Origin of the sequence: Roseomonas chloroacetimidivorans (assembly GCF_049629625.1) — a bacterium.
Classification (GTDB): Bacteria; Pseudomonadota; Alphaproteobacteria; order Acetobacterales; family Acetobacteraceae; genus Roseomonas; species Roseomonas chloroacetimidivorans.
This window is the reverse complement of record NZ_JBNBZS010000088.1, coordinates 1-20,723: the sequence shown is the minus strand read 5'-3', so window position 1 is coordinate 20,723 and position 20,723 is coordinate 1. Positions and strand designations below refer to the sequence as shown.

The window sequence follows — 20,723 nt, the reverse complement described above, 5'->3', positions numbered from 1 at the left end:
ACGGGTTTTCACCCCAAGAAAACCCGACCATCGCGGGGTGGAGCAGCCCGGTAGCTCGTCAGGCTCATAACCTGAAGGTCACAGGTTCAAATCCTGTCCCCGCATCCAAGTTTACGACGGCCCAGCACAAACGCCCCGCCCTACAAAGGCGGGGCGTTTGTGCTTGCGCATGCCCGATCGAGCCGCCGTGGCGTTGCGGTCAGCGGCTCTGGTCTTTGGTGAGACAACGGGCATCCAATACCCACCGCCGCTGCCGCACGTTACCGGCATTCCCCCCCTCCGTCATTGATGACGCGCATCACCCGCCCACGGGTCCGGAGACAGCCGTCATAGATCTCACCTTCGAAGCGGTCTCCGTTGCTGGTGTAAACCACACGGCCATGTGGCTTATCGTTCAGGAAGTAGCCGTCGATACGAATGTTGTTGCCCGGGAACACTTCTGATCCGATGCCATTGCGCATGTCGTTACGCCACTCGCCGGAATAGACCGCGGTAACGCCGTTCGGGCTGACCACGCGGTAGGTGCCTGTGCCGTTCCGCTGATCATTGGCCCAGCCGCCCTCGTAGGTAGTGCCGCCTCCATAGTTCATTACACCGGTGCCGCTGCGCTGGTCGTTGCGCCACCCGCCGGTGTAGCTGGTGCCATTGCCATAATTCATCGTGCCCGTGCCTTGCCGGACCCCGGCCACCCACTGGCCCATATAACGTGCGCCGTTGCGCCAGGTCCGCACGCCCCGCCCGTTCGGCAGGTCGTCACGGAAGTCCCCCTCATAGGTGCCGCCATTCGAACCGCGGAACTGCAGCGTACCCCGGCCATTGGCGCGTCCGTCGCGGAACTCGCCCTCATACAGGTCACCGTTGGCCATGATCCGTACGCCAGGCCCGTTAATCCGGCCTTCGGCGAAGTTACCCTGCGTGTTCGATACGGTCTGGCCAGCCACCAGAAGCAGATACTCGCCCGGACCACTGGCAAGCCCGTTGCGACACGCACCGGACCAACGCACGCCGGCGCCCCGTGGCGCGCCCGGCACATACACGGCACAGTGGCTGTCCGGATCGATTAGCATGCCCGGAACACCGGCCTGGATAGTCAAGCGCTCGCTGTCCTCCGATGGCTCCTGGGCCACGGCATCCCCGCCGCGGTGCTCCGACGCCTGCCGCCGACGGATCTCCTCCAACCGCTGGCGGGCCTCCTCGCGCCGCTGCCGCGCTTCCTCCTGCGCCTGCTGGCGCCTTTCCTCGCGTCGTTGCCGCGACTCGTCCTGAATTTGCTGACGTCGCACCTCGTCTTGGCTCTGGCGCGCCTCGGGCCTCTCCTGCGGAGTAGCGACGGGCGGGCTCGCCTCGACGGAAGCGGGCGGCGATGGAGACGGGCTCGGCTGAGGCGGCGCAAGCGTGAACTGCGCTTGAGCGGTAGAGGCCATGAGGATTGAGGCGAGGGTGGCCCCGGCGAAGGCGCGCATATCGACTCCTATGACGGGGGGGCGGAAGTGGCGGTGATGACCCGTGCCTCGATACGTTCGCCCCTGTGCTGCGCCGACTGGATCGCGAAGGACAACGCATCAAGCGCATCGGCGGGCGTCTCGACGGCCGGGCGCTGCTTCGTATAGAGCACGCTGTCCGAGGTGATGGCGACCAGCAGCCCGGTTCCGTAGGGCGCGGCCGCAGTCCAGTAGGGCTCGCCGAAATCCAGGCTGGAGGAAGGAGCGAGCGGCCTGTCCGATTGCACCATGTTGCCCACCTGTCCGGCCGCCCCAAAGAAGAGGACATGCAAGTAGGTAGGTCGGCCCGGGGTTTGCACGCGGAAGCGCAAATTTTGCCCGGCAGGCAGCGGATCGGGGCTGATCAGGGCCAGGTTCGGCAAAGCGTCACCCTGCACGGCAACCGGGCGGACGGTCTGGAGCACTTGGCAGAGATCGGCATCGAAGGTCTGGAGATCGAGCTGGACGCTTCCCGGCGGCAGTCCAAAGGCGTCGATCGTGCCCCTCAGAACATTGGCGGCGCTGTCCCGCAGCACGCCACGCACCGCAAGGTGGCGGTCGTCTGCCTCGACCGCCAGCAGGGCGCAATCCATCCGACGCACAGCCGCTGCGGCCCGCTCGAAGAGCGGTGCGGGGGCCGCGGCGGGTGTCTGCCCGGGCTGGGGCGCAGGCGTCATCGCGGTTGGGGGAAGGGAAGGCAAAGGCTGTGGCGCCGGGAGAAGCTCTCCGTTCAGGAGCACCGCGACCGCAACAAGGGCGCAGACGCCGAGACCAGCTCCCACGGCCCAATAGAGTGGGCGCCGGAAGCGGCCCCCCGCAGGCTCCTCCGGCAGCTCTTCCGGAAGATCCTCTGCGAGGTCACCGACGGCTTCCTCTCTCTTCGGCATCGGCCTCGCCGGCCGGCCTGGCGTCAGCACAGGTCGAGGTTGTGCCTCCTGCTGTGGCTGTGGCTGTGGCTGTGGCTGTGGCTGCGGCTGTAGGGGGGGCTGCCGGATGGTGGCTTCGGCCGGGGTGGTCAACGGCCGCAGGACGCGCAGCGCCGCGACGAACTCTGCTGCCGATTGGAACCGGCCGTCGGGGGGCTTCGTCATGGCCCTGGCCACGACGGCGTCGACCGCCGGCGGCAGCGGCGTGATCTGTGACGGCGGCTCCGGGTCGATCGTGGTGATCTTCAGGCAGACCGCTCGATAATCGCCCTCGAACGGCGCCTGCCCTGTGAGCAATTCATAGAAGACGGCACCTGCGGCCCAAAGATCAGCACGGTGGTCGACCGGCCCGCCGAACTGTTCGGGCGCCATGTAGGCAGGCGTGCCGTGCCCGGAGCCCACAGCCGTGATGGCCCGGTCCTCCATTCGCCCGATGCCAAAATCAGTCAGTCGCGCGGTTGTCTCCTTGGTCATCGAATTGGTCGTGATCATGATGTTGCCGGGCTTCACGCCACGGTGGACCACGCCGTTCTCATGCGCATAAGCAAGCGCAGAGAGAACCTGCTCCATCAACCGCAGGATGGCTGGCAGGGTGTAGCGCTCGCCATGGTTGAGAATTTCCCGGAGCGATGCACCGTCGACCAGCTCCATCACGATCCATGCGTGATTCGCTGTTTCGCCATAGTCGAAGACCGGGACGATATAGGGATGAGAGAGCTTGGCGCCAGCTTTGGCACCGGTGCGGAAGCGCGTGATCGCGTCGGCATTGGCCGCGCTATCCGGCAAGGGCAGTTCGAACAGCTTCACCGCGACCAGCCGGTCGAGCATGCGGTCATACGCCTTGAAGACCGCTCCTCCTTCCGTCTCGCCCAACGGCCCGCGTAGCTCGTACCTGCCTGCTATCTCCGCCAAGGAGCCTCCCTCCATCAAGCCGGACATTCGGCGTGATCTGAATGCGCCCGCAGCACGGTTTCGAATACGGGCCTTCTCGCCGTGCCTGTTCAGGAACAGCGTTGCCGGACACGACGGATGAAACCAGGCCCGGGCCCAGCCCCCGGCTCTACTGAGCAGACCACCCCCAGGCAAGGAGGCCGTCAGGACGGGTTCCCCAGCCGATGCCCATTTCACCGGCTTTTGATCCCAACTGCACGAAAGCTGGCAATTGGACCGGAGATCAATCGTTTGGGGGCCAATGCCCGTCGAGCGATACCGCCCGGATCCTTGTGGCGCTGAGTATCAAGCCGAAGCGGCCGCCCTGGCTCGGGGCTCATCGCGTGCCGCGCTGCAGATGCTATGCCTTCGGCCTTATGACCGGGAGAACCTGACGCCGATGCCCATTCCTGCACGCCTCGAAGGTCGGCTGGCACTACCGGCTGTGGCCGCGCCGCTCTTCCTCGTCTCAGGTCCGGACCTGGTCGTCGAAACCTGCCGCGGTGGCATGGTCGGCACCTTTCCCGCACTGAACCAGCGCAGCACCGAAGGCTATGTCGCTTGGCTGGAGGAGATCGTCGCGCGCCTCGCGCCGCATCCGCAGGCGGCGCCTTTCGGCGTGAATCTGATTGTCCACCGCAGCAATAAGCGGCTGGACGCTGATCTCGCCGCCACTGTTGCACATCGCGTGCCGCTGGTCATCACCTCGCTCGGTGCAGTGCAGGAAGTGGTGGATGCCGTGCATGGCTATGGAGGCCTGATTTTCCATGACGTGATCAACATGCGCCACGCGGCGAAGGCGGCCGAGGCCGGGGTGGATGGATTGATAGCGGTTTGCGCGGGCGCGGGCGGCCATGCCGGCACACTCAATCCCTTCGCCTTCCTGCCGGAGCTGCGCAGCATCTTCCAGGGCACGCTGCTGCTGGCCGGCGCGATCGGCAACGGACGGCAGGTGATGGCGGCGCGGCTGATGGGAGCCGATCTTGCCTATGTCGGCACGCGCTTCGTTGCCACGAAGGAGAGCATGGCAGCGCCCGAATACAAACGCATGGTGCTGGAGGCGCGTGCGAAGGACATCATCTACACATCGGCAATCAGTGGCGTGAAGGGCAACTTTCTGCGCGCGAGCATCGCCGCCGCCGGGCTCGATCCCGACCGGCTGGATGAGGCGACGCCGCTGAATGTGGCGGAGCATGAGAAGCGGCCCTGGAAGAATGTCTGGTCGGCTGGGCAGGGGGTGGGCGCCATCGAGGATCTGCCTGGCGCTGCCGAGCTTTGCGCCCGACTGGCGGCGGAGTACCGCGCAGCTGCGCCGGAAGTGGCTGCGATGGCCAAGGTGGCAAACTAAGCATCCGGCCCGCCCGCTCCTGCTTGCGGACATCACCAACTCGAATAAGTTGGGCGGTATGCTGGATCGGGAGGCTGGACAGGCGTGGGTTCCTCCCCTTTGGAACAGCAGGTGACGGGACAGCGCGACGTGGGCGCCGTCGTCCATGCCATCGGCATCCTGAAATATCTCTCCACAGCACCTGCGCCGCTCGGTGTCGCCGCCATCGCGCGTGGCACCGGTATCAGTGTCAGCACCTGTTTCAACATCCTGCGGACTCTGGCGCGCACCCGCTTCGTCTCCTTCCGCGAAGCCGACAAGACCTATGCGCTGGGGCTGGGCGTGGCGGAGCTGGCCGCCGGCTTTCTGGGCGTCAGCCACGCCGAGCTGATCCGGCCGGAATTGCAGCGTCTGGCGCTGAAGTACGAGATGCCGGTCGTCCTCTGGCGCGTCACAGAGGATGGCCACATCATCCTGACCGAGCATGCCTACTGCCCCACTGCGGTCCGTGTGGAGATGCCGGCGGGCATGCGACTGCCGATGTTGATCGGCGCGGTGGGCCGTTGCGTCGCTGCCACGCTGGACATTACCGAAGGCGAGCTGCGGCGCCGCTTCGCTGCCCTGCGCTGGCAGTCGCCTCCCAGCTTCGACAGCTATGCTGCCGATGTGCGCGCGGCGCGGGAGCGCGGCTGGAGCATTGATCAGGGGCAGCTCTATCGCGGGTTGATTACCATCGCGGCGCTGGTGACGGATCAGAAAGGCCAGCCACGCTTCGGCCTGAGCGGTATCACCATCGCGGCCCAGCATGACCCTGACATTTTCCCTCGTTTGGGCGAGGAGTTGCGGGAGTTGGCGGAGCAGACCGGCAAGGCTCTTTTCCCCCGCGCGGCGCTTCCGAAGGCGGGATAGTAATTCCGATTTGGAATGACTCCTCGGGCGGCCTGACGCAGGATCGCTCCTGCGCGGACCGCCGGTACAGGTCGGCCGCGGGAGGAGGGATGACCATGAATGGCTTCGATCGCCGTTCCGTGCTGCGTTGCGGGGCGCTGCTGCTGGGCGGATTGTCGGCCCCGGCCATCCTGCGTGCCGAGACGGGGTGGAGACCGACCCAGCCTATCCGTATCGTCGTTCCAGCTGCCGCCGGTGGCACGACTGACATCATGGGCCGGCTTCTTGCGCCCTTCCTGCAAGAGCGATGGGGACAGCCTGCCGTGGTGGACAACCGCTCCGGCGCGGGCGGCACGCTGGGCACGGCGGAGGTTGTGCGCGCCAAGCCCGATGGTCACACCGTGCTGATCGGCAATGTCGGCCCGCAGGCTATCGCCTATTCACTCTTCCGCGGCCTGAGCTACCGGCCGGAGCAGTTGCTGCCGGTGTCCAACATGATCCGCGGGCCGAATGTGCTGGTTGTGCATCCCTCCGTGCCCGTGCGCAGCGTGCCGGACTTCGTGCGTTATGTGCGGGACAATCCCGGGCGGCTGAATTACGGGACCGCGGGACCCGGCCAGTCGCCGCATCTCTCCGGAGTCTGGTTCCACCAGCTTACGGGAACCCGGGCGACAGCGGTCCACTACCGCGGGGCCGGCCCGGCCATGCTCGGCCTGGTGGCGGGGGATGTGCAGTTCATGTTCGACAACCTGACCAGCGCAGTGGAGCAGATCCGCGCCGGGCGGGTCCGCGCGCTGGGGGTGACCAGCGCGGATCGCAACCCGCAGCTTCCGGACCTGCCAGCCATCCGCGAGACCATGCCGGAGCTGGCGCCCTATGATGTGATCACCTGGTTCGGCGCCTTCCTGCCCGCCGGCACGCCGGAACCGGCCGTGATCGCGCTGAACCAGGAGATCAAGGCGCTGCTCGAGCTGCCCGCGACCAGGCAGCGCTTCGCCGAGATGGGCGGCGTACCGGCCTATGGCACGCCCGCCGAATACGCCGCCTTCGTGGCGGCGGAGACCGAGAAATGGGGCACGGTCCTGCGGCGGGAGGGGCTGCAGATGGATATCGGGTAGGGACGGCTTCCCTGCCGCGGCCCATCGGCATCTGGTGGGCCGTGGCCTCAGGCCAGGGAGCAGCCACCTTCGGACAGAGGGCGAAAGGCTTCCACGGCTGGCGTCGTGCGGACCAGCTTCAGCAGGTCCCAAGGGCCCTTGGACTCGGACGGCGCCTTCGCCTCGAACAGATGCACGTCATGCAGGTGGCGCCCATCGGCGCGGATGCTGCCGGCGCCGAAAGCATCGTCATCCGTGGGCATCCGGCGCATAACCTCTACCACTTCCCGCCCTGAGGCCTTGGCTCGCGTGGCGCCCAGCTCCGCCACCGCCTTCAGGTAATGGATCACGGCCGAGTAATTCCCGGCATGGGTCTGGTTTGGATAGTTGTCGGGCGTTTTCGGCAGTACGCGCCGCGTGAAGGCGCGGGTGCGGTCGTTCAGGTCCCAGTAGAAGCTTTCGGTCAGCAACAGGCCCTTGGCCGTGTCCAGACCCAGTGACTTCACGTCATTGACGAAGGCGATGGTGCCCAGCAGCTTTTGCCCGCGCGTGACCAGCCCGAACTCATGCGCCTGCTTCACGCAATTGATGAAATCGGCACCCGCATTGGCAAAGGCCACCACCTTCGCGCGGCTCCGCTGTGCCTGCACGAGGAAGGAGGAGAAATCCGTGGTACCGGGGAAGGGATGGCGCACGGCGCCAACAACCTTGCCGCCCCCGGCCTCCACGAATCTGGTGACGTCGCGCTCCATCTGGTGGCCAAAGGCCATGTCGGCGGCGATGACGAAGAAGGTGTCGGCACCGGCCTGCACCGTGGCCACGCCCGAGGATCGGGCGAGCATATAGGTGTCATAGGTCCAGTGGATTGTGTTCGGGCTGCAGGCGCGGGCCGTCAGCTCCGAGGTGGCGGCGCCGGTATTGAGGTGAATCTTGTCCTTCTCCCGCACCAGCCCGTTCAGGGCGAGGGCGATGGAGGAATTGTTCACCTCCAGAACCACATCCACGCCGCCCCGGTCGAACCATTCGCGGGTGATGGTCAGGCCGACATCCGCCTTCTGCTGGTGATCAGCCTGCACCACCTCCACCGCGATGCCGCGCTGGAGGATGCCAGAATCCTCCACGGCCTGGCGCACGCAGGCCACGGCGGTGGGGCCGGAGAGGTGCCGGTACGGCCCAGAAAAGTCGCCGAGTACGCCGAGGCGGATCGGCTGGGCCTGGGCCCTTGCGGCAGCGAAGGTGAAGGGCACGGCCGCCACCCCCGCGAGAAGATGCCTGCGCTGGACCATCTTCCTTCGTCTCCCTGTGATATGTCGTTCTTGTCCGGCCGCTATGCCCCAGCCGTTTGTGCGATCTCCGCCTAGACCGGATCCCAGGAAAAGACGTCAGGGCTGCGATCCAGCGGCAGGAACTGGGCCCGCAGCGCGGGCATGGCCTGCTCGGCGATCAACTCCGGCGTCCAGCCCTCTCCGCGATGGGTGCTGCGGACTGGGCGTGGCTGGCTGAACAGGAAAATCTCGTTGTTGCGGGCAGCGAAGATCTGGCCGGTCACGTCCTTCGCCGCGTCGCTCGCCAGGAAGACCGCCAGCGGCGCGTTCTTCTCCGGCGTCATCTGCTTCAGCTTCTCCACCCGCGCCTTTTGCTCCGGCGTCTCGGCCGGGATGGAACTGGTCATGCGGCTCCAGGCGAAGGGGGCGATGCAGTTGGAGCGCACGCCGAAGCGCTGCATGTCCAGCGCGATGGATTTGGACAGGGCCGCGATCCCCAGCTTCGCCGCCGAATAGTTCGCCTGGCCGAAATTGCCGATCAGGCCGGAGGTGGAGGTCATATGCACATAGGCACCCGATCCCTGTGCCCGGAAATGCTCTGCCGCGGCGCGGGAGACGTAGAAGCTGCCGTTCAGATGGACGTCGATGACCGCCCGCCATTCCTCCGGCGTCATCTTGTGGAAGATCTGGTCCCGCAGGATGCCGGCATTATTGACCACGATGTCCACGCGGCCGAAGGCATCGATCGCGCTGGCGACGATGCGCTTCGCGCTCTCCCAGTCCGCCACGCTGTCGGTGTTGGTCACCGCCGCGCCGCCGCGCTGCTCGATGATGGCCTTGGTCTGCTCGCCAGGGGTGGCGGAGGTCTCCCCAATCCCCGTCAGGGAGGCGCCGATATCATTGACCACGACCTTCGCGCCGGCCATCGCCATGGCCAGCGCGATCTCCCGCCCGATTCCGCCGCCCGCACCGGTGACGATCGCGACTTTTCCCTCCAGCATGGGCATGTCCGGGCTTCCTCTCAGGCAGGGGTGAACATGGGGATGGGCTGGCCGTCACCCTCGCTAGGCACGAAGGTCAGGCGAACCTTCTGCCCGACCTGCAGCGCCTCGGGGTCGCAATCCACGATATTGGTCATGATGCGCGGGCCCTCGGCCAGCTCCACATAGGCGATCACATAGGGCGTCTTCGCCCGCATGATGCTGTAGGTATAAATCGTGCCGGTACCGCTGACGGGCACGTATTCCACCTCGCCCTCGTCATCGAAGGGGCAGATGGGGCGGGGCGGGTAATGCGTCTTGCCGGTCTTCGTGTTGCGGCCGATCAGCAGCTTGCCCTCGCGCACCGCTTCCCAGAAGGCGCGGGTGGAGGGATCGGGCGTGGGGGAGGGCGGCACGCGCCGCGGAAGGGCTTCGCTCATCGCCATCACTCCCTTTCCAGCACCAACGTGGCGCTGCCATGCCTGGTGCCGAGCGATCCGCCCGTTCCATGGGCGAGTGCCAGGTCGCAATTCTTCACCTGCACGGCCGGATGCGCTTCGCCACGCAATTGCCGAACCGCCTCGATCACCTTGGTCATGCCGCCGCGATTGGCCGGGTGATTGTTGCACAGCCCGCCGCCATCCGTGTTGAAGGGCAGCTTGCCTACGCCGCTGATCAGGTTGCCATCGGCGACGAAGCGCCCGCCCTGGCCCTTCTCGCAGAAGCCGAGATCCTCCAGCTGCATCAACACGGTGATGGTGAAGCTGTCATAAATGCTGGCATATTTGATGTCGGCGGGCGTGACCCCCGCCTCCTCGAAGGCGCGGGGGCCGGAGAAGCGAGCGCCGGAATAGGTCAGGTCGACCTGGCCGCCCATCTGGTGCTTCACCGCCTCGCCCGCGCCGCGCAGGGTCACCACCGGGCGCTTCAGGGAACGGGCAATCTCAGGCCGCGCCACAACCAGCGCACCACCGCCATCGCTGATGACGCAACAATCCAGCCGGTGCAGTGGATCGGCCACCATCGGGGAGTTCAGCACATCCTCCACCGTGACGACCTTGCGCAGCATCGCATGTTCGTTGTGCTGCGCGTGATGGCTGGCCGCCACCTTGATCCAGGCGAGCTGCTCGGACGTGGTGCCATACTCATACATGTGGCGCTTGGCGCACATGGCGTACATGTTCGCGATGGCGGCGCCATAGGGATATTCGAACTGCACATCCGGCTGCGCGGGGTTGCCGGCGCGCGGCGCCGTGCCGGTGGCCACGCCTTCCGAGCGGGGCCGCCCAGCGAGGGTGATCAGCGCGACGCTGCACTTGCCCAGCGCGATCGCCTCCGCCGCATGGGCGACATGCAGCAGGTAGGAGCTGCCGCCGATATCAGTAGAATCCACATGCCGCAGCCGGTTCAGGCCGAGGTAATCGGCCATGCTGAGCGGCCCCATGCCTGGCGCGTCACCGGCGCAGAAATAGCCATCCACATCAGCGCGGGTCAGGCCCGCATCCCGCAACGCGCCCAGCGCCACCTCGGCATGGAGCTGCGCCGTACTTTTATCCTCGGCCTTGCGCGTCGGATGCTCGTAGGCCCCGACGATGCAGGCCTTTCCTCGGATGCTCAAGCGTCAGATCTCCCGCTGGTTCCGTGTTGTTCCACCACCACGCGGCTCGCCACCGCAATCGTGGCCAGAAGCATGACTTCCTTCGCGAAGGCTCGGCCCTGGAGCCGCCGGCCCGCAAACCGCAATATCCTGAATCCCCTGAACCTGCTGGAGGGGAGCGGCCCGGGCTGCCGGTGTGGCGCTCATGCGAAGACTGCCGCGCCGTTGTTCACCACCACGACATCGCGCTCCACCGCGCGGGCGCGGAAAGCGCCGTTCCGCCAGATTTCCGTGCGGATGGTCTCCCCCGGAAAGACAGGGGCGGAGAAGCGCAGCGACAGGCTCTTCATCGAGGCAGGCTCGTAATTTCCCAGGACGCGCAGCAGCGCATGCGCCACCACCCCCAGAGTGCAGAGCCCGTGCAGGATCGGCCGTGGAAAGCCGGCCCGCTCCGCCACCTTCGGGTCGGCGTGCAGCGGGTTGTCGTCGCCGTTCAGCCGGTAATACAGCGCCTGCTCCGGCCGCGTCGGCAGATCCAGGATCATATCGGGCGGAGTATCCGGCATGGGGTTCGGTGGCTTCACGGGGCCGGAGGGGCCGCCAAAGCCGCCATCGCCCCGCAGGAAGGTCGTGCTTCCCGTCGTGGCAAGCAGCGTTCCGGTGGCTGCATCCCGGATCTCCTTCTCGGAATAGAGCAGCGCGCCCTTGCCCTCGCCCTTGTCCACCAGGCCGGTCACGCGGGTGCGGCCGATGATCTCGCCCTCCGCCGGCAAGGGGTGGTGCAGGGTGATGGTTTGTTCCCCATGCACCAGCCGCACGGCATCGACCCCTGTGGCGGGGTTGGCCAGCCAGAAGCCGGGATGGCCCAGCACCACGGCCATGGAGGGAAGCACGCGCAGCCGGCGATGCGCATCGACGAAGTCGAGCTGCCGCTGGTCCATCGGGTCCTGACCGAGCCCCACGGATAGGGCGTAAAAGACCGCGTCGCGCGGCGTGACGCGCTGGCGCATCTCGGGGATGGGGAAGTTCCTCAGGGTCTCGTATTCGATCACGCCGCAGGCTCCGCAGCGCCGGGCGCCTCGATCAAGCGCGTCAGCACCATGGCGCGGGCTTTGGTGAGTGGCGATGCCTTCATTCCTGACCCGGGCGGCGGGAGCGTTCTATCGCCCCACGGTCCCGCCGCTCTCCTCCTCTGTGCCGGCCTTGGCAGCCTGGCAGGAGGCTAGCCAGCTTCGGCAGGCCATTCAACATTCTGAATGGCTTTCCCGATCAGGTACCCGCCTTCGGGATCGGCCCTCCCGAACATGCTGGGGCCTGCTGCGTCGCCGCCGCGGAAGGTGGGTTTAGCCTATGATGCTGCCGGATACTTCCGGTTCGCCTATGCGCCATGCCCCGCCGCGGCGGGAGCGTCCGACGCCTTCCTGTCATCTGGCTGGCATCCCGCGCGTTATCCCCTCCTCATCAAACCGAGGTTGCCATGGCCGCCAGTGCGAACCCCCCGACCCGGGCCGATGGACAGGGAAGCATCCCGACCGGGAACGCCCCGATGCGCACGGCCGTCATTCTGCCCTGGAGCCGCAGTGCGGATGGCGGAAACGCTGAGGCTCGCCTAGCCGAGGCGGTCGAGCTCGCGAAGGCCATAGAACTGGAGGTCGTGCACACCCAGGTCGTGCCGCTCCGCGCGACCCGTCCCTCCACCCTGATGGGCGAGGGACAGGTGGCGGCGCTCGGGCAGGCAATCACGGCGCAGTCGGTCGGGCTGGCCATCGTCGATGCGGCCTTGTCGCCGGTGCAGCAGCGGAACCTAGAACAGGCCTGGCGCTGCAAGGTGATTGACCGGACCGGGCTGATCCTCGACATTTTCGGGGAGCGCGCCCGCACGCGGGAAGGCGCACTGCAGGTGGAGCTGGCGCATCTGCAGTACCAGCGCAGCCGCCTTGTCCGCTCCTGGACGCATCTGGGGCGCCAGCGCGGCGGCTTCGGCTTCCTGGGCGGCCCTGGCGAGACACAGATCGAGGCGGACCGCCGCCTGATCGGTGAGCGCATCGCGCGGCTGCGGCATGAGCTGGAGGAGGTCCGCCGCACCCGCGGCCTGCATCGCGAGGCCCGGCGCCGCGTGCCGTTCCCCGTGATCGCCCTGGTCGGCTACACCAATGCCGGCAAGTCCACCCTGTTCAATAAGCTCACCGGCGCGGGCGTCTTCGCCGAGAACCAGCTCTTCGCCACGCTGGACCCGACGCTGCGCGGTCTGCGCCTGCCCTCCGGCCGTCGCGTCATCCTCTCCGACACGGTCGGCTTCATCAGCGAGCTGCCGACAGAGCTGGTGGCCGCCTTCCGCGCCACGCTGGAGGAGGTCGTCGAGGCTGACATCATTCTCCATGTCCGCGACATCTCGCGTCCCGATACGGAGGCGCAGCGCGCCAGCGTGGTCTCGGTGCTCGAATCCATGGAGAAGGACGGCACGCTGGAGCCTGAATGGATGGGCCACACCATCGAGGTGTTGAACAAGGCCGATCTCCTCGGCGGTGTGGATCAGGTTTCGGCCCGGCCTGGGGCAGTGGCGGTCTCCGCGCTAACCGGAGAGGGGCTGTCGCGTTTGGCCGAGGTGATCGACACCAGGATATCGGAGGGTATGGTCACCGTGGGCTACGACATCCCGACCTCGGACGGCGCGCAGCTCGCCTGGCTCTATGAGCATGGAGAGGTGGTCGGGCGGAACGACCAGGACGAGGCCATCCATGTGACGGTCCGCCTTCTGCCGCGTGACCGCGCGCGCTTCGAGCACGGACCTTCGGCGGGCTAGGGCAGCTTCGCCGCGCTACCGGTGATCTCACCGTCCATTCTTCGATCGGGGCTGCTCCTGGCCGGCGCTGTACTCAGGGCAGGCAGGGCACCTCGGCTGGGGCTGCGCGAGCGGCTCGCCATGGTGCCCACCGCCGGCGCTCCGGTGCGGCAGCCCGTCGGAATCGGCTGGAGCGACCGGCACATCCCCTTCATCACCGCCGAAAGCGACCGGGACCTCGCGGTCGGCCTGGGTGTGGTGCATGCGCATCTGCGCCTTGCCCAAATGGAAATCCTCCGCCGGGTATCCCAGGGCCGCGTGGCTGAGATGATCGGTCCGGCCGGCGTGGCGATCGACCGGGCGCTGCGCGGGCTGGATATCGGCCGGGCCGTGCCGGTGATCGAACGGGGACTGCCGAAGGAGACCCGCGACTGGGCGGAGGGCTTCGTCGCCGGGGTGAATCATGTGCTGGCCACCGCGCCTGCGCGGCCGCTCGAATGCCGCATCCTCGCACTGGAGCCGGAGCCCTGGAGCGTGGCGGATGTACTGCGGCTGGGCCGGCTGCTTTCCGCCGATGTGAACTGGCCCCTCTACCGCCGCCTTCTCGACCTCCAGGAGGCTGAGGAATGGCCGGATCTCTGGCGCCAGCTCATGCAATACGGCACGGGCGCGGCGGTGGGGACAGAGCCGCAGGAGGCGTTGGCGCAGGTCGTGGCCGCGGCCCGCTCGGGCAGCAATGCCTGGGCCGTGGGGCCCGGGCGCACGCAGGGCGGCGCGCCGGTGCTTGGCGGGGATCCGCATCTGCCGATTACCGTTCCCAATGTCTGGATCACCATCGCCTGCCGCTCGCCGCGCTTCCATCTCTGCGGGCTGATGCTGCCGGGTGTGCCGGCGGCGGCGATCGGCCGGTCGCCCCATCTGGCATGGGGCGGCACGAACCTGCACGCAATGAGCAGCGACCTCTTCGCCCTGGAAGCCGCCGAGCTGGAGGGTGTTCCGGTGCGGACGGAAATCATCCGGGTGCGGGGCGGCAAGCCGGTCACCGCCTGCTTCCGGGAGACGCGCTTCGGCCCCGTGCTCGAAGACACGATGCCCGGGCGAGGCGGGGTGCATGCCTTCCGCTGGGTCGGGCATGAGGCGACGGATGAGCTGACCGCCCTGCTGCACCTGAACGCGGCCCGGACCCTGTCCGAGGCGATGGAGGCGACCGCGGGCCTGGCGGTGCCCGGCCAGAATTTCGTGCTGGCCGAGGCGGGTGGGCGGATAGGCAAAGTGACGGCCGCTCATCTGCCCCGGCGCGATTCCGGCCTGGTGCCCGGGCTGGTCGCGCCACAGAAGGGGCTGGGTGCCTGGAAGGACCTGATCACCGGCGCGGATCTGCCGCGCGAGCTGGATCCGGCCAGCGGCTTCGTCGTTTCGGCCAATGACCGGCCAGATGGGTCGCCCGTGCCGATCGGCCTTTTCTTCTCCCCGCCCGACCGGGCGGAGCGGCTGGCCCAGCTGATCCGCGATCACCCTCGCTTTCGCCTCGCGGATGCTGCCCGTTTGCAGACGGATGTGGCCGTGTCCCGGGCACTGCCGCTGCGCGACCTGCTGCTGCGGCGCATCGAGGCTCTGTTATCGCAGGGCCGTGCCGAGCGACCGCTGGTCCGGGCCCTTCGCGAATGGGACGGCACCTATGGGAAAGGCTCGCAGGGGGCGCTCGCCTTCGAGCTCCTCCTCGGGGCACTGGGCCTGGCCCTGCACTCGCCAACCCGCCGGATCGCCTATGCCGTGGTCTGGAGCCGGCGCGACCTACTGGTAGAGGATTTCAGAAGCAGGCCGGAGGACGCCTTCGCCAGAGCCCTGCGCCGGGCGCTCCGCCGCGCCGCGATCCGCTTCCGGCTCCACCGATCCTGGGGCCGCGTGCACCGGCTGCGGCTGCAGCATCCTTTCGGCGCGCTCCCCGTTCTGGGCCGCCGCTTCCGTCTGGTGGACCAGCCAGTCGCGGGCACCACGGACAGCCTGATGAAAACCGCCCATGGAGCCGTCACCGGCCCGCATGGCGCAGCCTATGGCTCCATCGCGCGCTATGCCTTCGACCTGGCTGATCAGGACGCAAACCATGTGACGCTGCTCGGTGGGCAGGATGGCTGGCTAGGAAGCGATACGATGCTCGACCAGCTCGATCCCTGGCTCCGCGAGGAGCCGGTTCAGGTGCCGCTCTCACCCGAGGCGGCCGCCCGGACCTTCCGCCACCAGACCCCGCTGCGCCCTCGATGACCGACGCAACGGATCTGCTCCGCTTCTACGCCGCGGGACGGCTGGCCCGGCTGCGGCGCATGGATCCCGTGCGCGCCCAGGAACGGGTGCTGGCGCATCTGCTCTGCATGGCAGCCTCGACCGATTTCGGCCGGGCGCACGGCTTCGCGCAGATCCGGACGGTGGCGGATTATCAATCAGCCGTGCCGCTGCGGCGCTTCGACGAATTCTGGCGCGACTGGATCGGGCCGCATTTCCCGGTGGTCCGGAACCGGATCTGGCCGGGGACCATTCCCTATTACGCACTGAGTTCCGGCACCAGCAGCGCACGGACCAAGCACATCCCGGTCACCCGCGCGATGGCGCGGGCGAACCGGCGCGCGACGCTCGACCTGCTGACCCATCACCTCCAGCACCGCCCGCAGAGCCGGGTGCTGCGTGGCAAGAGCCTGATGCTGGGCGGCAGCACCGACCTGACCGCCCTCGCGCCCGGGGTGGAGGAGGGCGACCTGTCGGGGATCGCGCAGCGGGAAGTGCCCTGGTGGGCGAGGGCACGGCTCTTTCCGCCACCGGACATCGCCCTGATCCCGGACTGGGATCGCAAGGCGGAGCGCATCGCCGAGGTGGCGCTGCGGGAGGATCTTCGCATCATCGGCGGCACGCCGACCTGGTTGCTGGTGCTGTTTGACCGGCTCTTCGAAAGAGCCGGAAGTGAGGACCGGCGGCTGAGCGCGCTGTTTCCGGAGCTTGAGCTCCTCGTGCATGGCGGGGTCCGCTTCGATCCCTTCCGCCCTCAGTTCGAGCGGCTTCTGGCCGGCGGCCGGGCGGAGCTGCGCGAGGTCTACCCGGCCAGCGAAGGCTTCGTGGCAGTGGCGGACCGGGGGCCGGGGGAGGGGATGCGGCTGCTGGTCGATAACGGCATCTTCTTCGAGTTCGTTCCCACCGGGGAGATCGACGCCGCCAGTCCCACGCGCCACTGGGTCGGCAATGCGGAGCTGGGGCAGGACTACGCCCTGATCCTTTCGACGAATGCCGGGTTGTGGTCCTATGTTCTGGGCGACACCGTGCGGCTCGTGGATCAGAACCCGCCCCGGCTGCTGGTTTCCGGCCGCATCTCCTACTTCCTGAACGCCTTCGGCGAGCACCTGACGGGCGAGCAGATCGAGGAAGCCGTTCTCGGTGCCGCCCGTGCGCTTGGCGTGGAGATCGGAGAATTCACCTTCGGGCCGCGCTTTCCGCGCGAGGGCCGCTCGCCCGCCCATCAACTGGCAGCCGAATGCGCGGGGCCGGCCGACCCGGAGCGGTTCAGCCAGTTGCTGGACGAGGCCCTGCGGCGGAGCAACGCGAATTTCGGGGATGACCGGCAATATGGGCGGCTCGCGCCGCCACTGGTGCATTTCGTCCCGCCAGGACGCTTCGCGGACTGGATGCGTCGCCGCGGGAAGCTAGGTGGCCAGAACAAGGTCCCGCGCGTCGTGCAGGACGAGCGGCCCTTCGAGGAGTTGCTGCAAGGCGAAGCTTGAGCGAGGTGCATGGGACAACAGGGCCGTGCCAGCCCTGCTTGTTTGGCGATAACCACGCCCTGCGGGCGGCGTTAGCACCGAACAGGCAGAGGAGGCGGAGATGGCTGACTTGCCGGACGAGAAACGGGAGGCACTGCGGAACCTGGCGCATTCCGTCGCCCAGCACCGCCGAGGAGGCGGGGAGTTGGACAGCCTGCCGGAGGATCAGCAGGGCCTGCTGCAATCCCTGGGCGAGGCACAAAGGCAGGTCTTCATGGAAGAACTGGCGAAGGCGGATGCGGAGGAGGGCCGGGACCGCTTCCGGGCGATGCTCCGCCAATGGCGTGGCCGGCAGCCAGGCAGCGAGCCCGATCCCGAAGGCGTGCCCTAGGGCGATTCCGCCGGCCATCGATAGCGGGTATTCCAAAGGCGGCAGGACCGCCCGGGCGCGAGATGGCCACCCGAGGAGGTCAGATGGACGAGACAGAGACGAAGCAGCCCGCCGCCGACGCGGCGCAGGCCATTCGGGACGCGGCGCAGGCCGCCGGTCTGGCGGTGCTTCCGCAAGAGATCCAGCCGCTGTTAAAGCGGATCGGCCAGGCACCGCCGGTTTCCGATGAGGCCCTGCGCGACGCATTGGTCGAAATCCGGCGGCCGGCCTGGCGCGAACGCCTGGCCGCCCAGGCCAGAGGCGTCGAGGCCCTGCCGGCCCGTGCCGACGATCTGGATGTCGCTGTCGCCAGCATGACGGACCCGGAGGCCCGGGACGCCGATCTGCTTCGGGCGCTGCGTGAGGCTGTGGTGGCGCGGCTCGGCGGTTATGGCAGTCCGCAATCGGCCCTCGCCGCGGCGGTCGAGAACCTGCCGAAGAGGCCGGGCGGCGAGTCCAGCCTGGAAGCCGTCGGGCACTGCGCCACGCTGGTGGCCGAAGCCTTCGGCATGGCCGGGCCGGACGGCGTGGCTTTCGCCCGTCGCGCGGTCGAGGCCGAGCGCCTGCGGCGAGAGGAGCGGCGCAGCGCGGCGCGCGCCGCGCGCGAGACCCGGGCTGCAGAGGAGCGGCGGCTCAAGGAGTGGGAAAGCTCGCTGGTTGGCGCGGAGGCGGTTCCCTCCTTGCTGGGCTGCACGCGGGACGAGGCCCATCGCTGGATCCGGGCCGGGATCGTGCCGGTGGCACGCCGCGTGGCGGTCCGCCGCGGCAGCCGGATGGTACAGGAGCCCGAATTCGATCCTGCCGCGCTGGAGGCGCTGCGGGGCGAGGTCGATACCTGGCGCCGGGCCGATGCCGGGGAACGGCCAGCCGAGCCGCGCGAGACCCGCGGCGAGACGAGGCGAATCAGCAATGCCGCAGTGGCGCGTATTGCCGGGCTGGACCGCTATGCCGGCCATTTCGCGACGGCCCGTGCGCTGGACCGGCGGATCATCGCCTGCCTCGGGCCAACCAATTCCGGAAAGACTTATTTCGGCCTGTCCCGGCTTTCGGAAGCCGAGAGCGGGATTGCCCTGGGGCCGCTGCGGCTGCTCGCGCATGAGTACCGGGAGGCGCTCGAGGCGCGCGGCGTGCCGACCTCGCTTTCGACCGGTGAGGAGCGCATCCGCGTTCCGGGCAGCCGCCATACCGCCGCGACGGTGGAGATGTGCCCGTTCCAGAACCCGGTGGACGTGGCCGTGATCGACGAAGTGCAGATGCTCGCCGATCCCGAGCGGGGAGCGGCCTGGACCGCCGCCATCATGGGCGTGCCGGCGCGGCAGGTAATCCTGCTCGGCGCGCCGGATGCGGCGCCGATGATCCGGCGGATCGCGACCCTCTGCGGCGATCCATTGGAGGAGGTGCGGCTGGAGCGCATGGGGCCGCTGACCGCGGCGCCGGACCCGGTACCGCTCTCCGAAATCGGGCGCGGCGACGCCGTGATCGCCTTCTCCCGCCGGGAGGTCTTCGCGCTGCGGGCCGAGCTGCTGCGGCGGGGCCGGACCGTGGCCGTGGTTTACGGCGCGCTCGGCCCGACGGTGCGGCGCGCCGAGGCCCGGCGCTTCCGCGAGGGGGAGGCGGAGGTGCTGGTGGCGACCGATGCGATCGGCATGGGGCTGAATATCGGTCCCCTGCGGCGCGTCGTGTTCTCTGCCCTGACCAAATATGACGGGAAGGAAGACCGCCCTCTTTCGGTCCAGGAAATCAAGCAGATCGGCGGCCGTGCCGGGCGTTTCGGAGGGGAGCATGCGGAGGGGATCGTCGCGGTGCTCCAAGGTGGGGGTGACCCGGCCGAGATCGCCCGCGCTCTGAAGGCGGCGCCGGAGGCCCCCAAAGATCTGCGCCCACCCGTGGCACCCGACGCCGAGATCGTTGCTGCAGTTGCGGCCGAGATGGGGACGGACAGCCTGTTCGGCACCTTGCGCCGCATCGAGCGCGCCGTGCTGCGGCGCGACGACCCCAACTACCGCCTCGGCGATCTATCGACGCAACTGGCCATCGCCGCGGCGGTGGATGGTGTGCGGGAACTCTCACTGCTGGACCGCTGGACCTATGCCCTGTGCCCAGTGGATGAGCGGGACGAAGGCATCGAGCGGCTGGCAGACTGGGCGGTGCTGCATGCGCTGGGCCAGGCAGTGCCACCGCCCCGTGCCGGCCGCCTGCCTCCGCCGGATCGCGCGGACCAGACAGCGCTTCAACTCGCCGAACGGGTGCACCGGCGGCTCGTTGCCTGGCGTTGGATGGCGCTGCGCTATCCTGTGGCTTACCGGGACCTCGAAGAGGCGATGGCCGAAAGCCGGCGTCTGAACGAGTGGATCGAGGCAGTGCTATCCGCAAGCCCCACCGGCCGGGCCCGTGCCGTCTCCGGAGGTGCGAGCGCGCCGGCCCAGCGGAAGGGAAGGCGGCGCCCAGTGCGGGGCGAGGCGCCGTCGGGCAAGGCGCCCCGACGCGGAAAGTCCGGCCCGGCCAAATCCATGTGACGCCCTCCACCATGATGCCATCCTGGAACCGTGGAGCACCCATTCCGCCGACCCGGGTCTAGTCGTTCTCAGGGCGGAAACTTGCAGAATTGGGCTTGCGGCACCGGCCGAAAAGGCCCAATTGAACGCCCACACGGCGAGGTGATCTCCTCTCCGGGAGCCCGGTCCGCCGGGTCTTGAAGTGGGGCTTTTCGGCACCATTTCAGGTCTCCCGGTAAGGCGGTTTGCTTTCACCGGATGGTCGAAAAAAGTTCTTGCGCCGGCTTCGGCGAGGGACTAAATCGGCGCCCCGCAGCAACGCGGACGTTCTTTCCGGCCACTTGGCGGCGCCCTCGGGCGAAGCGGGGTGGTCGAGGTGACGTCTTTGGTGCTGTTCTTGATCTTTGCGTCTTTGGCGCGGGATCGCCTCTGCAGAGATGTGGAGTATCCTGATAGCGTGACGCCGCGATCTTCGCGGCTGCATGCTGGTGGGTTGTTCATTCAAAATCGCATCGGTCTTTTGGAAGATACGCTGATACTTCCGTTCCGCGCCTCGGGTGTGGATGGAAGCGATTAGCGAGACTGCGTCGAGAATGGTGAGCGGAGCCCTGGTCAATGAGCATCCGCCGTGTCGGACTTTGGTTCGGCAAGGTGTGATGAACTTGAGAGTTTGATCCTGGCTCAGAGCGAACGCTGGCGGCATGCTTAACACATGCAAGTCGCACGGGTGGTTTCGGCCATCAGTGGCGGACGGGTGAGTAACGCGTAGGAACATGTCCAGA

The 20,723-nt window shown here is 67.8% G+C and carries 16 protein-coding genes, 1 tRNA gene and 1 rRNA gene; 11 read left to right on the top strand and 7 right to left on the bottom strand.

What is annotated here, in order from left to right:
* Positions 1-31 precede the first annotated feature (31 nt).
* Positions 32-108 (top strand) — tRNA-Met (locus ACO1BU_RS30855).
* A gap of 152 nt (positions 109-260) precedes the next feature.
* Here the strand turns inward: ACO1BU_RS30855 and ACO1BU_RS30850 are convergent.
* A complete protein-coding gene (locus ACO1BU_RS30850; protein ID WP_424139788.1) occupies positions 261-1,463 on the bottom strand; it encodes a hypothetical protein in 1,203 nt (400 codons plus the stop codon).
* Between the two features lie 8 nt (positions 1,464-1,471).
* On the bottom strand, positions 1,472-3,319 hold the full coding sequence (locus ACO1BU_RS30845; protein WP_424139787.1) for a serine/threonine-protein kinase: 1,848 nt from the start codon (positions 3,317-3,319) through the stop codon (positions 1,472-1,474).
* 418 nt (positions 3,320-3,737) lie between these two features.
* Here ACO1BU_RS30845 and ACO1BU_RS30840 point away from each other — a divergent pair, with 418 nt between their 5' ends.
* The 3 genes from ACO1BU_RS30840 to ACO1BU_RS30830 all read left to right on the top strand — a co-directional run bounded on the left by ACO1BU_RS30840 (position 3,738) and on the right by ACO1BU_RS30830 (position 6,670).
* Positions 3,738-4,685, top strand: a complete 948-nt coding sequence (locus tag ACO1BU_RS30840; protein ID WP_424139786.1) for an NAD(P)H-dependent flavin oxidoreductase — start codon at positions 3,738-3,740, stop codon at positions 4,683-4,685.
* An 84-nt stretch (positions 4,686-4,769) separates the two neighbouring features.
* Entirely contained in the window at positions 4,770-5,573 is an 804-nt protein-coding gene (locus ACO1BU_RS30835; RefSeq protein ID WP_424139785.1) for an IclR family transcriptional regulator, read from the top strand.
* Positions 5,574-5,668: 95 nt separating this feature from the next.
* Complete coding sequence (locus tag ACO1BU_RS30830; RefSeq protein WP_424139784.1) at positions 5,669-6,670, top strand: Bug family tripartite tricarboxylate transporter substrate binding protein; 1,002 nt, start codon at positions 5,669-5,671, stop codon at positions 6,668-6,670.
* Positions 6,671-6,717: 47 nt separating this feature from the next.
* Here ACO1BU_RS30830 and ACO1BU_RS30825 read toward each other — a convergent pair whose 3' ends face one another.
* From ACO1BU_RS30825 to ACO1BU_RS30805, 5 genes are all read right to left on the bottom strand, one after another.
* Positions 6,718-7,935, bottom strand: a complete 1,218-nt coding sequence (locus ACO1BU_RS30825; protein ID WP_424139783.1) for an ABC transporter substrate-binding protein — start codon at positions 7,933-7,935, stop codon at positions 6,718-6,720.
* Positions 7,936-8,006: 71 nt separating this feature from the next.
* On the bottom strand, positions 8,007-8,921 hold the full coding sequence (locus ACO1BU_RS30820; protein ID WP_424139782.1) for an SDR family NAD(P)-dependent oxidoreductase: 915 nt from the start codon (positions 8,919-8,921) through the stop codon (positions 8,007-8,009).
* 14 nt (positions 8,922-8,935) lie between these two features.
* Positions 8,936-9,334, bottom strand: coding sequence for a Zn-ribbon domain-containing OB-fold protein (locus ACO1BU_RS30815; protein WP_424139781.1), 399 nt, complete (start codon positions 9,332-9,334; stop codon positions 8,936-8,938).
* A gap of 5 nt (positions 9,335-9,339) precedes the next feature.
* Complete coding sequence (locus ACO1BU_RS30810; RefSeq protein WP_424139780.1) at positions 9,340-10,512, bottom strand: thiolase domain-containing protein; 1,173 nt, start codon at positions 10,510-10,512, stop codon at positions 9,340-9,342.
* A gap of 182 nt (positions 10,513-10,694) precedes the next feature.
* On the bottom strand, positions 10,695-11,543 hold the full coding sequence (locus ACO1BU_RS30805; protein ID WP_424139779.1) for a MaoC/PaaZ C-terminal domain-containing protein: 849 nt from the start codon (positions 11,541-11,543) through the stop codon (positions 10,695-10,697).
* Between the two features lie 494 nt (positions 11,544-12,037).
* On the opposite strand from ACO1BU_RS30805, the gene hflX reads away from it, so the two are divergent.
* The 7 genes from hflX to ACO1BU_RS30770 all read left to right on the top strand — a co-directional run.
* Entirely contained in the window at positions 12,038-13,294 is a 1,257-nt protein-coding gene (gene hflX / locus ACO1BU_RS30800; RefSeq protein ID WP_424139778.1) for a GTPase HflX, read from the top strand.
* Positions 13,295-13,414: 120 nt separating this feature from the next.
* Positions 13,415-15,535, top strand: coding sequence for a penicillin acylase family protein (locus tag ACO1BU_RS30795; RefSeq protein WP_424139777.1), 2,121 nt, complete (start codon positions 13,415-13,417; stop codon positions 15,533-15,535).
* On the top strand, positions 15,532-17,037 hold the full coding sequence (locus tag ACO1BU_RS30790; RefSeq protein WP_424139776.1) for a GH3 family acyl-acid amido synthetase: 1,506 nt from the start codon (positions 15,532-15,534) through the stop codon (positions 17,035-17,037). The genes ACO1BU_RS30795 and ACO1BU_RS30790 overlap by 4 nt, the downstream gene beginning before the upstream one ends.
* Before the next feature lie 100 nt (positions 17,038-17,137).
* Entirely contained in the window at positions 17,138-17,407 is a 270-nt protein-coding gene (locus tag ACO1BU_RS30785) for a hypothetical protein (RefSeq protein WP_424139775.1), read from the top strand.
* An 83-nt stretch (positions 17,408-17,490) separates the two neighbouring features.
* On the top strand, positions 17,491-19,962 hold the full coding sequence (locus tag ACO1BU_RS30780; RefSeq protein ID WP_424139774.1) for a helicase-related protein: 2,472 nt from the start codon (positions 17,491-17,493) through the stop codon (positions 19,960-19,962).
* A 346-nt stretch (positions 19,963-20,308) separates the two neighbouring features.
* The gene (locus tag ACO1BU_RS30775; protein ID WP_424139773.1) at positions 20,309-20,518 is read left to right on the top strand and encodes a hypothetical protein; all 210 of its coding nucleotides are present in this window, start codon (positions 20,309-20,311) and stop codon (positions 20,516-20,518) included.
* 81 nt (positions 20,519-20,599) lie between these two features.
* A 16S ribosomal RNA gene (locus ACO1BU_RS30770) occupies positions 20,600-20,723 on the top strand; the annotation flags it as partial.

What these genes read in the sequence shown, in the direction of transcription:
- ACO1BU_RS30850 (WP_424139788.1), bottom strand. Translation starts at nt 1,463, where the DNA reads ATGCGCGCCTTCGCCGGGGCCACCCTCGCCTCAATCCTCATGGCCTCT.
- ACO1BU_RS30840 (WP_424139786.1), top strand. Translation starts at nt 3,738, where the DNA reads ATGCCCATTCCTGCACGCCTCGAAGGTCGGCTGGCACTACCGGCTGTG.
- ACO1BU_RS30830 (WP_424139784.1), top strand. Translation starts at nt 5,669, where the DNA reads ATGAATGGCTTCGATCGCCGTTCCGTGCTGCGTTGCGGGGCGCTGCTG.
- ACO1BU_RS30825 (WP_424139783.1), bottom strand. Translation starts at nt 7,935, where the DNA reads ATGGTCCAGCGCAGGCATCTTCTCGCGGGGGTGGCGGCCGTGCCCTTC.
- ACO1BU_RS30820 (WP_424139782.1), bottom strand. Translation starts at nt 8,921, where the DNA reads ATGCCCATGCTGGAGGGAAAAGTCGCGATCGTCACCGGTGCGGGCGGC.
- ACO1BU_RS30815 (WP_424139781.1), bottom strand. Translation starts at nt 9,334, where the DNA reads ATGAGCGAAGCCCTTCCGCGGCGCGTGCCGCCCTCCCCCACGCCCGAT.
- hflX (WP_424139778.1), top strand. Translation starts at nt 12,038, where the DNA reads ATGCGCACGGCCGTCATTCTGCCCTGGAGCCGCAGTGCGGATGGCGGA.
- ACO1BU_RS30795 (WP_424139777.1), top strand. Translation starts at nt 13,415, where the DNA reads ATGGTGCCCACCGCCGGCGCTCCGGTGCGGCAGCCCGTCGGAATCGGC.
- ACO1BU_RS30790 (WP_424139776.1), top strand. Translation starts at nt 15,532, where the DNA reads ATGACCGACGCAACGGATCTGCTCCGCTTCTACGCCGCGGGACGGCTG.
- ACO1BU_RS30785 (WP_424139775.1), top strand. Translation starts at nt 17,138, where the DNA reads ATGGCTGACTTGCCGGACGAGAAACGGGAGGCACTGCGGAACCTGGCG.
- ACO1BU_RS30780 (WP_424139774.1), top strand. Translation starts at nt 17,491, where the DNA reads ATGGACGAGACAGAGACGAAGCAGCCCGCCGCCGACGCGGCGCAGGCC.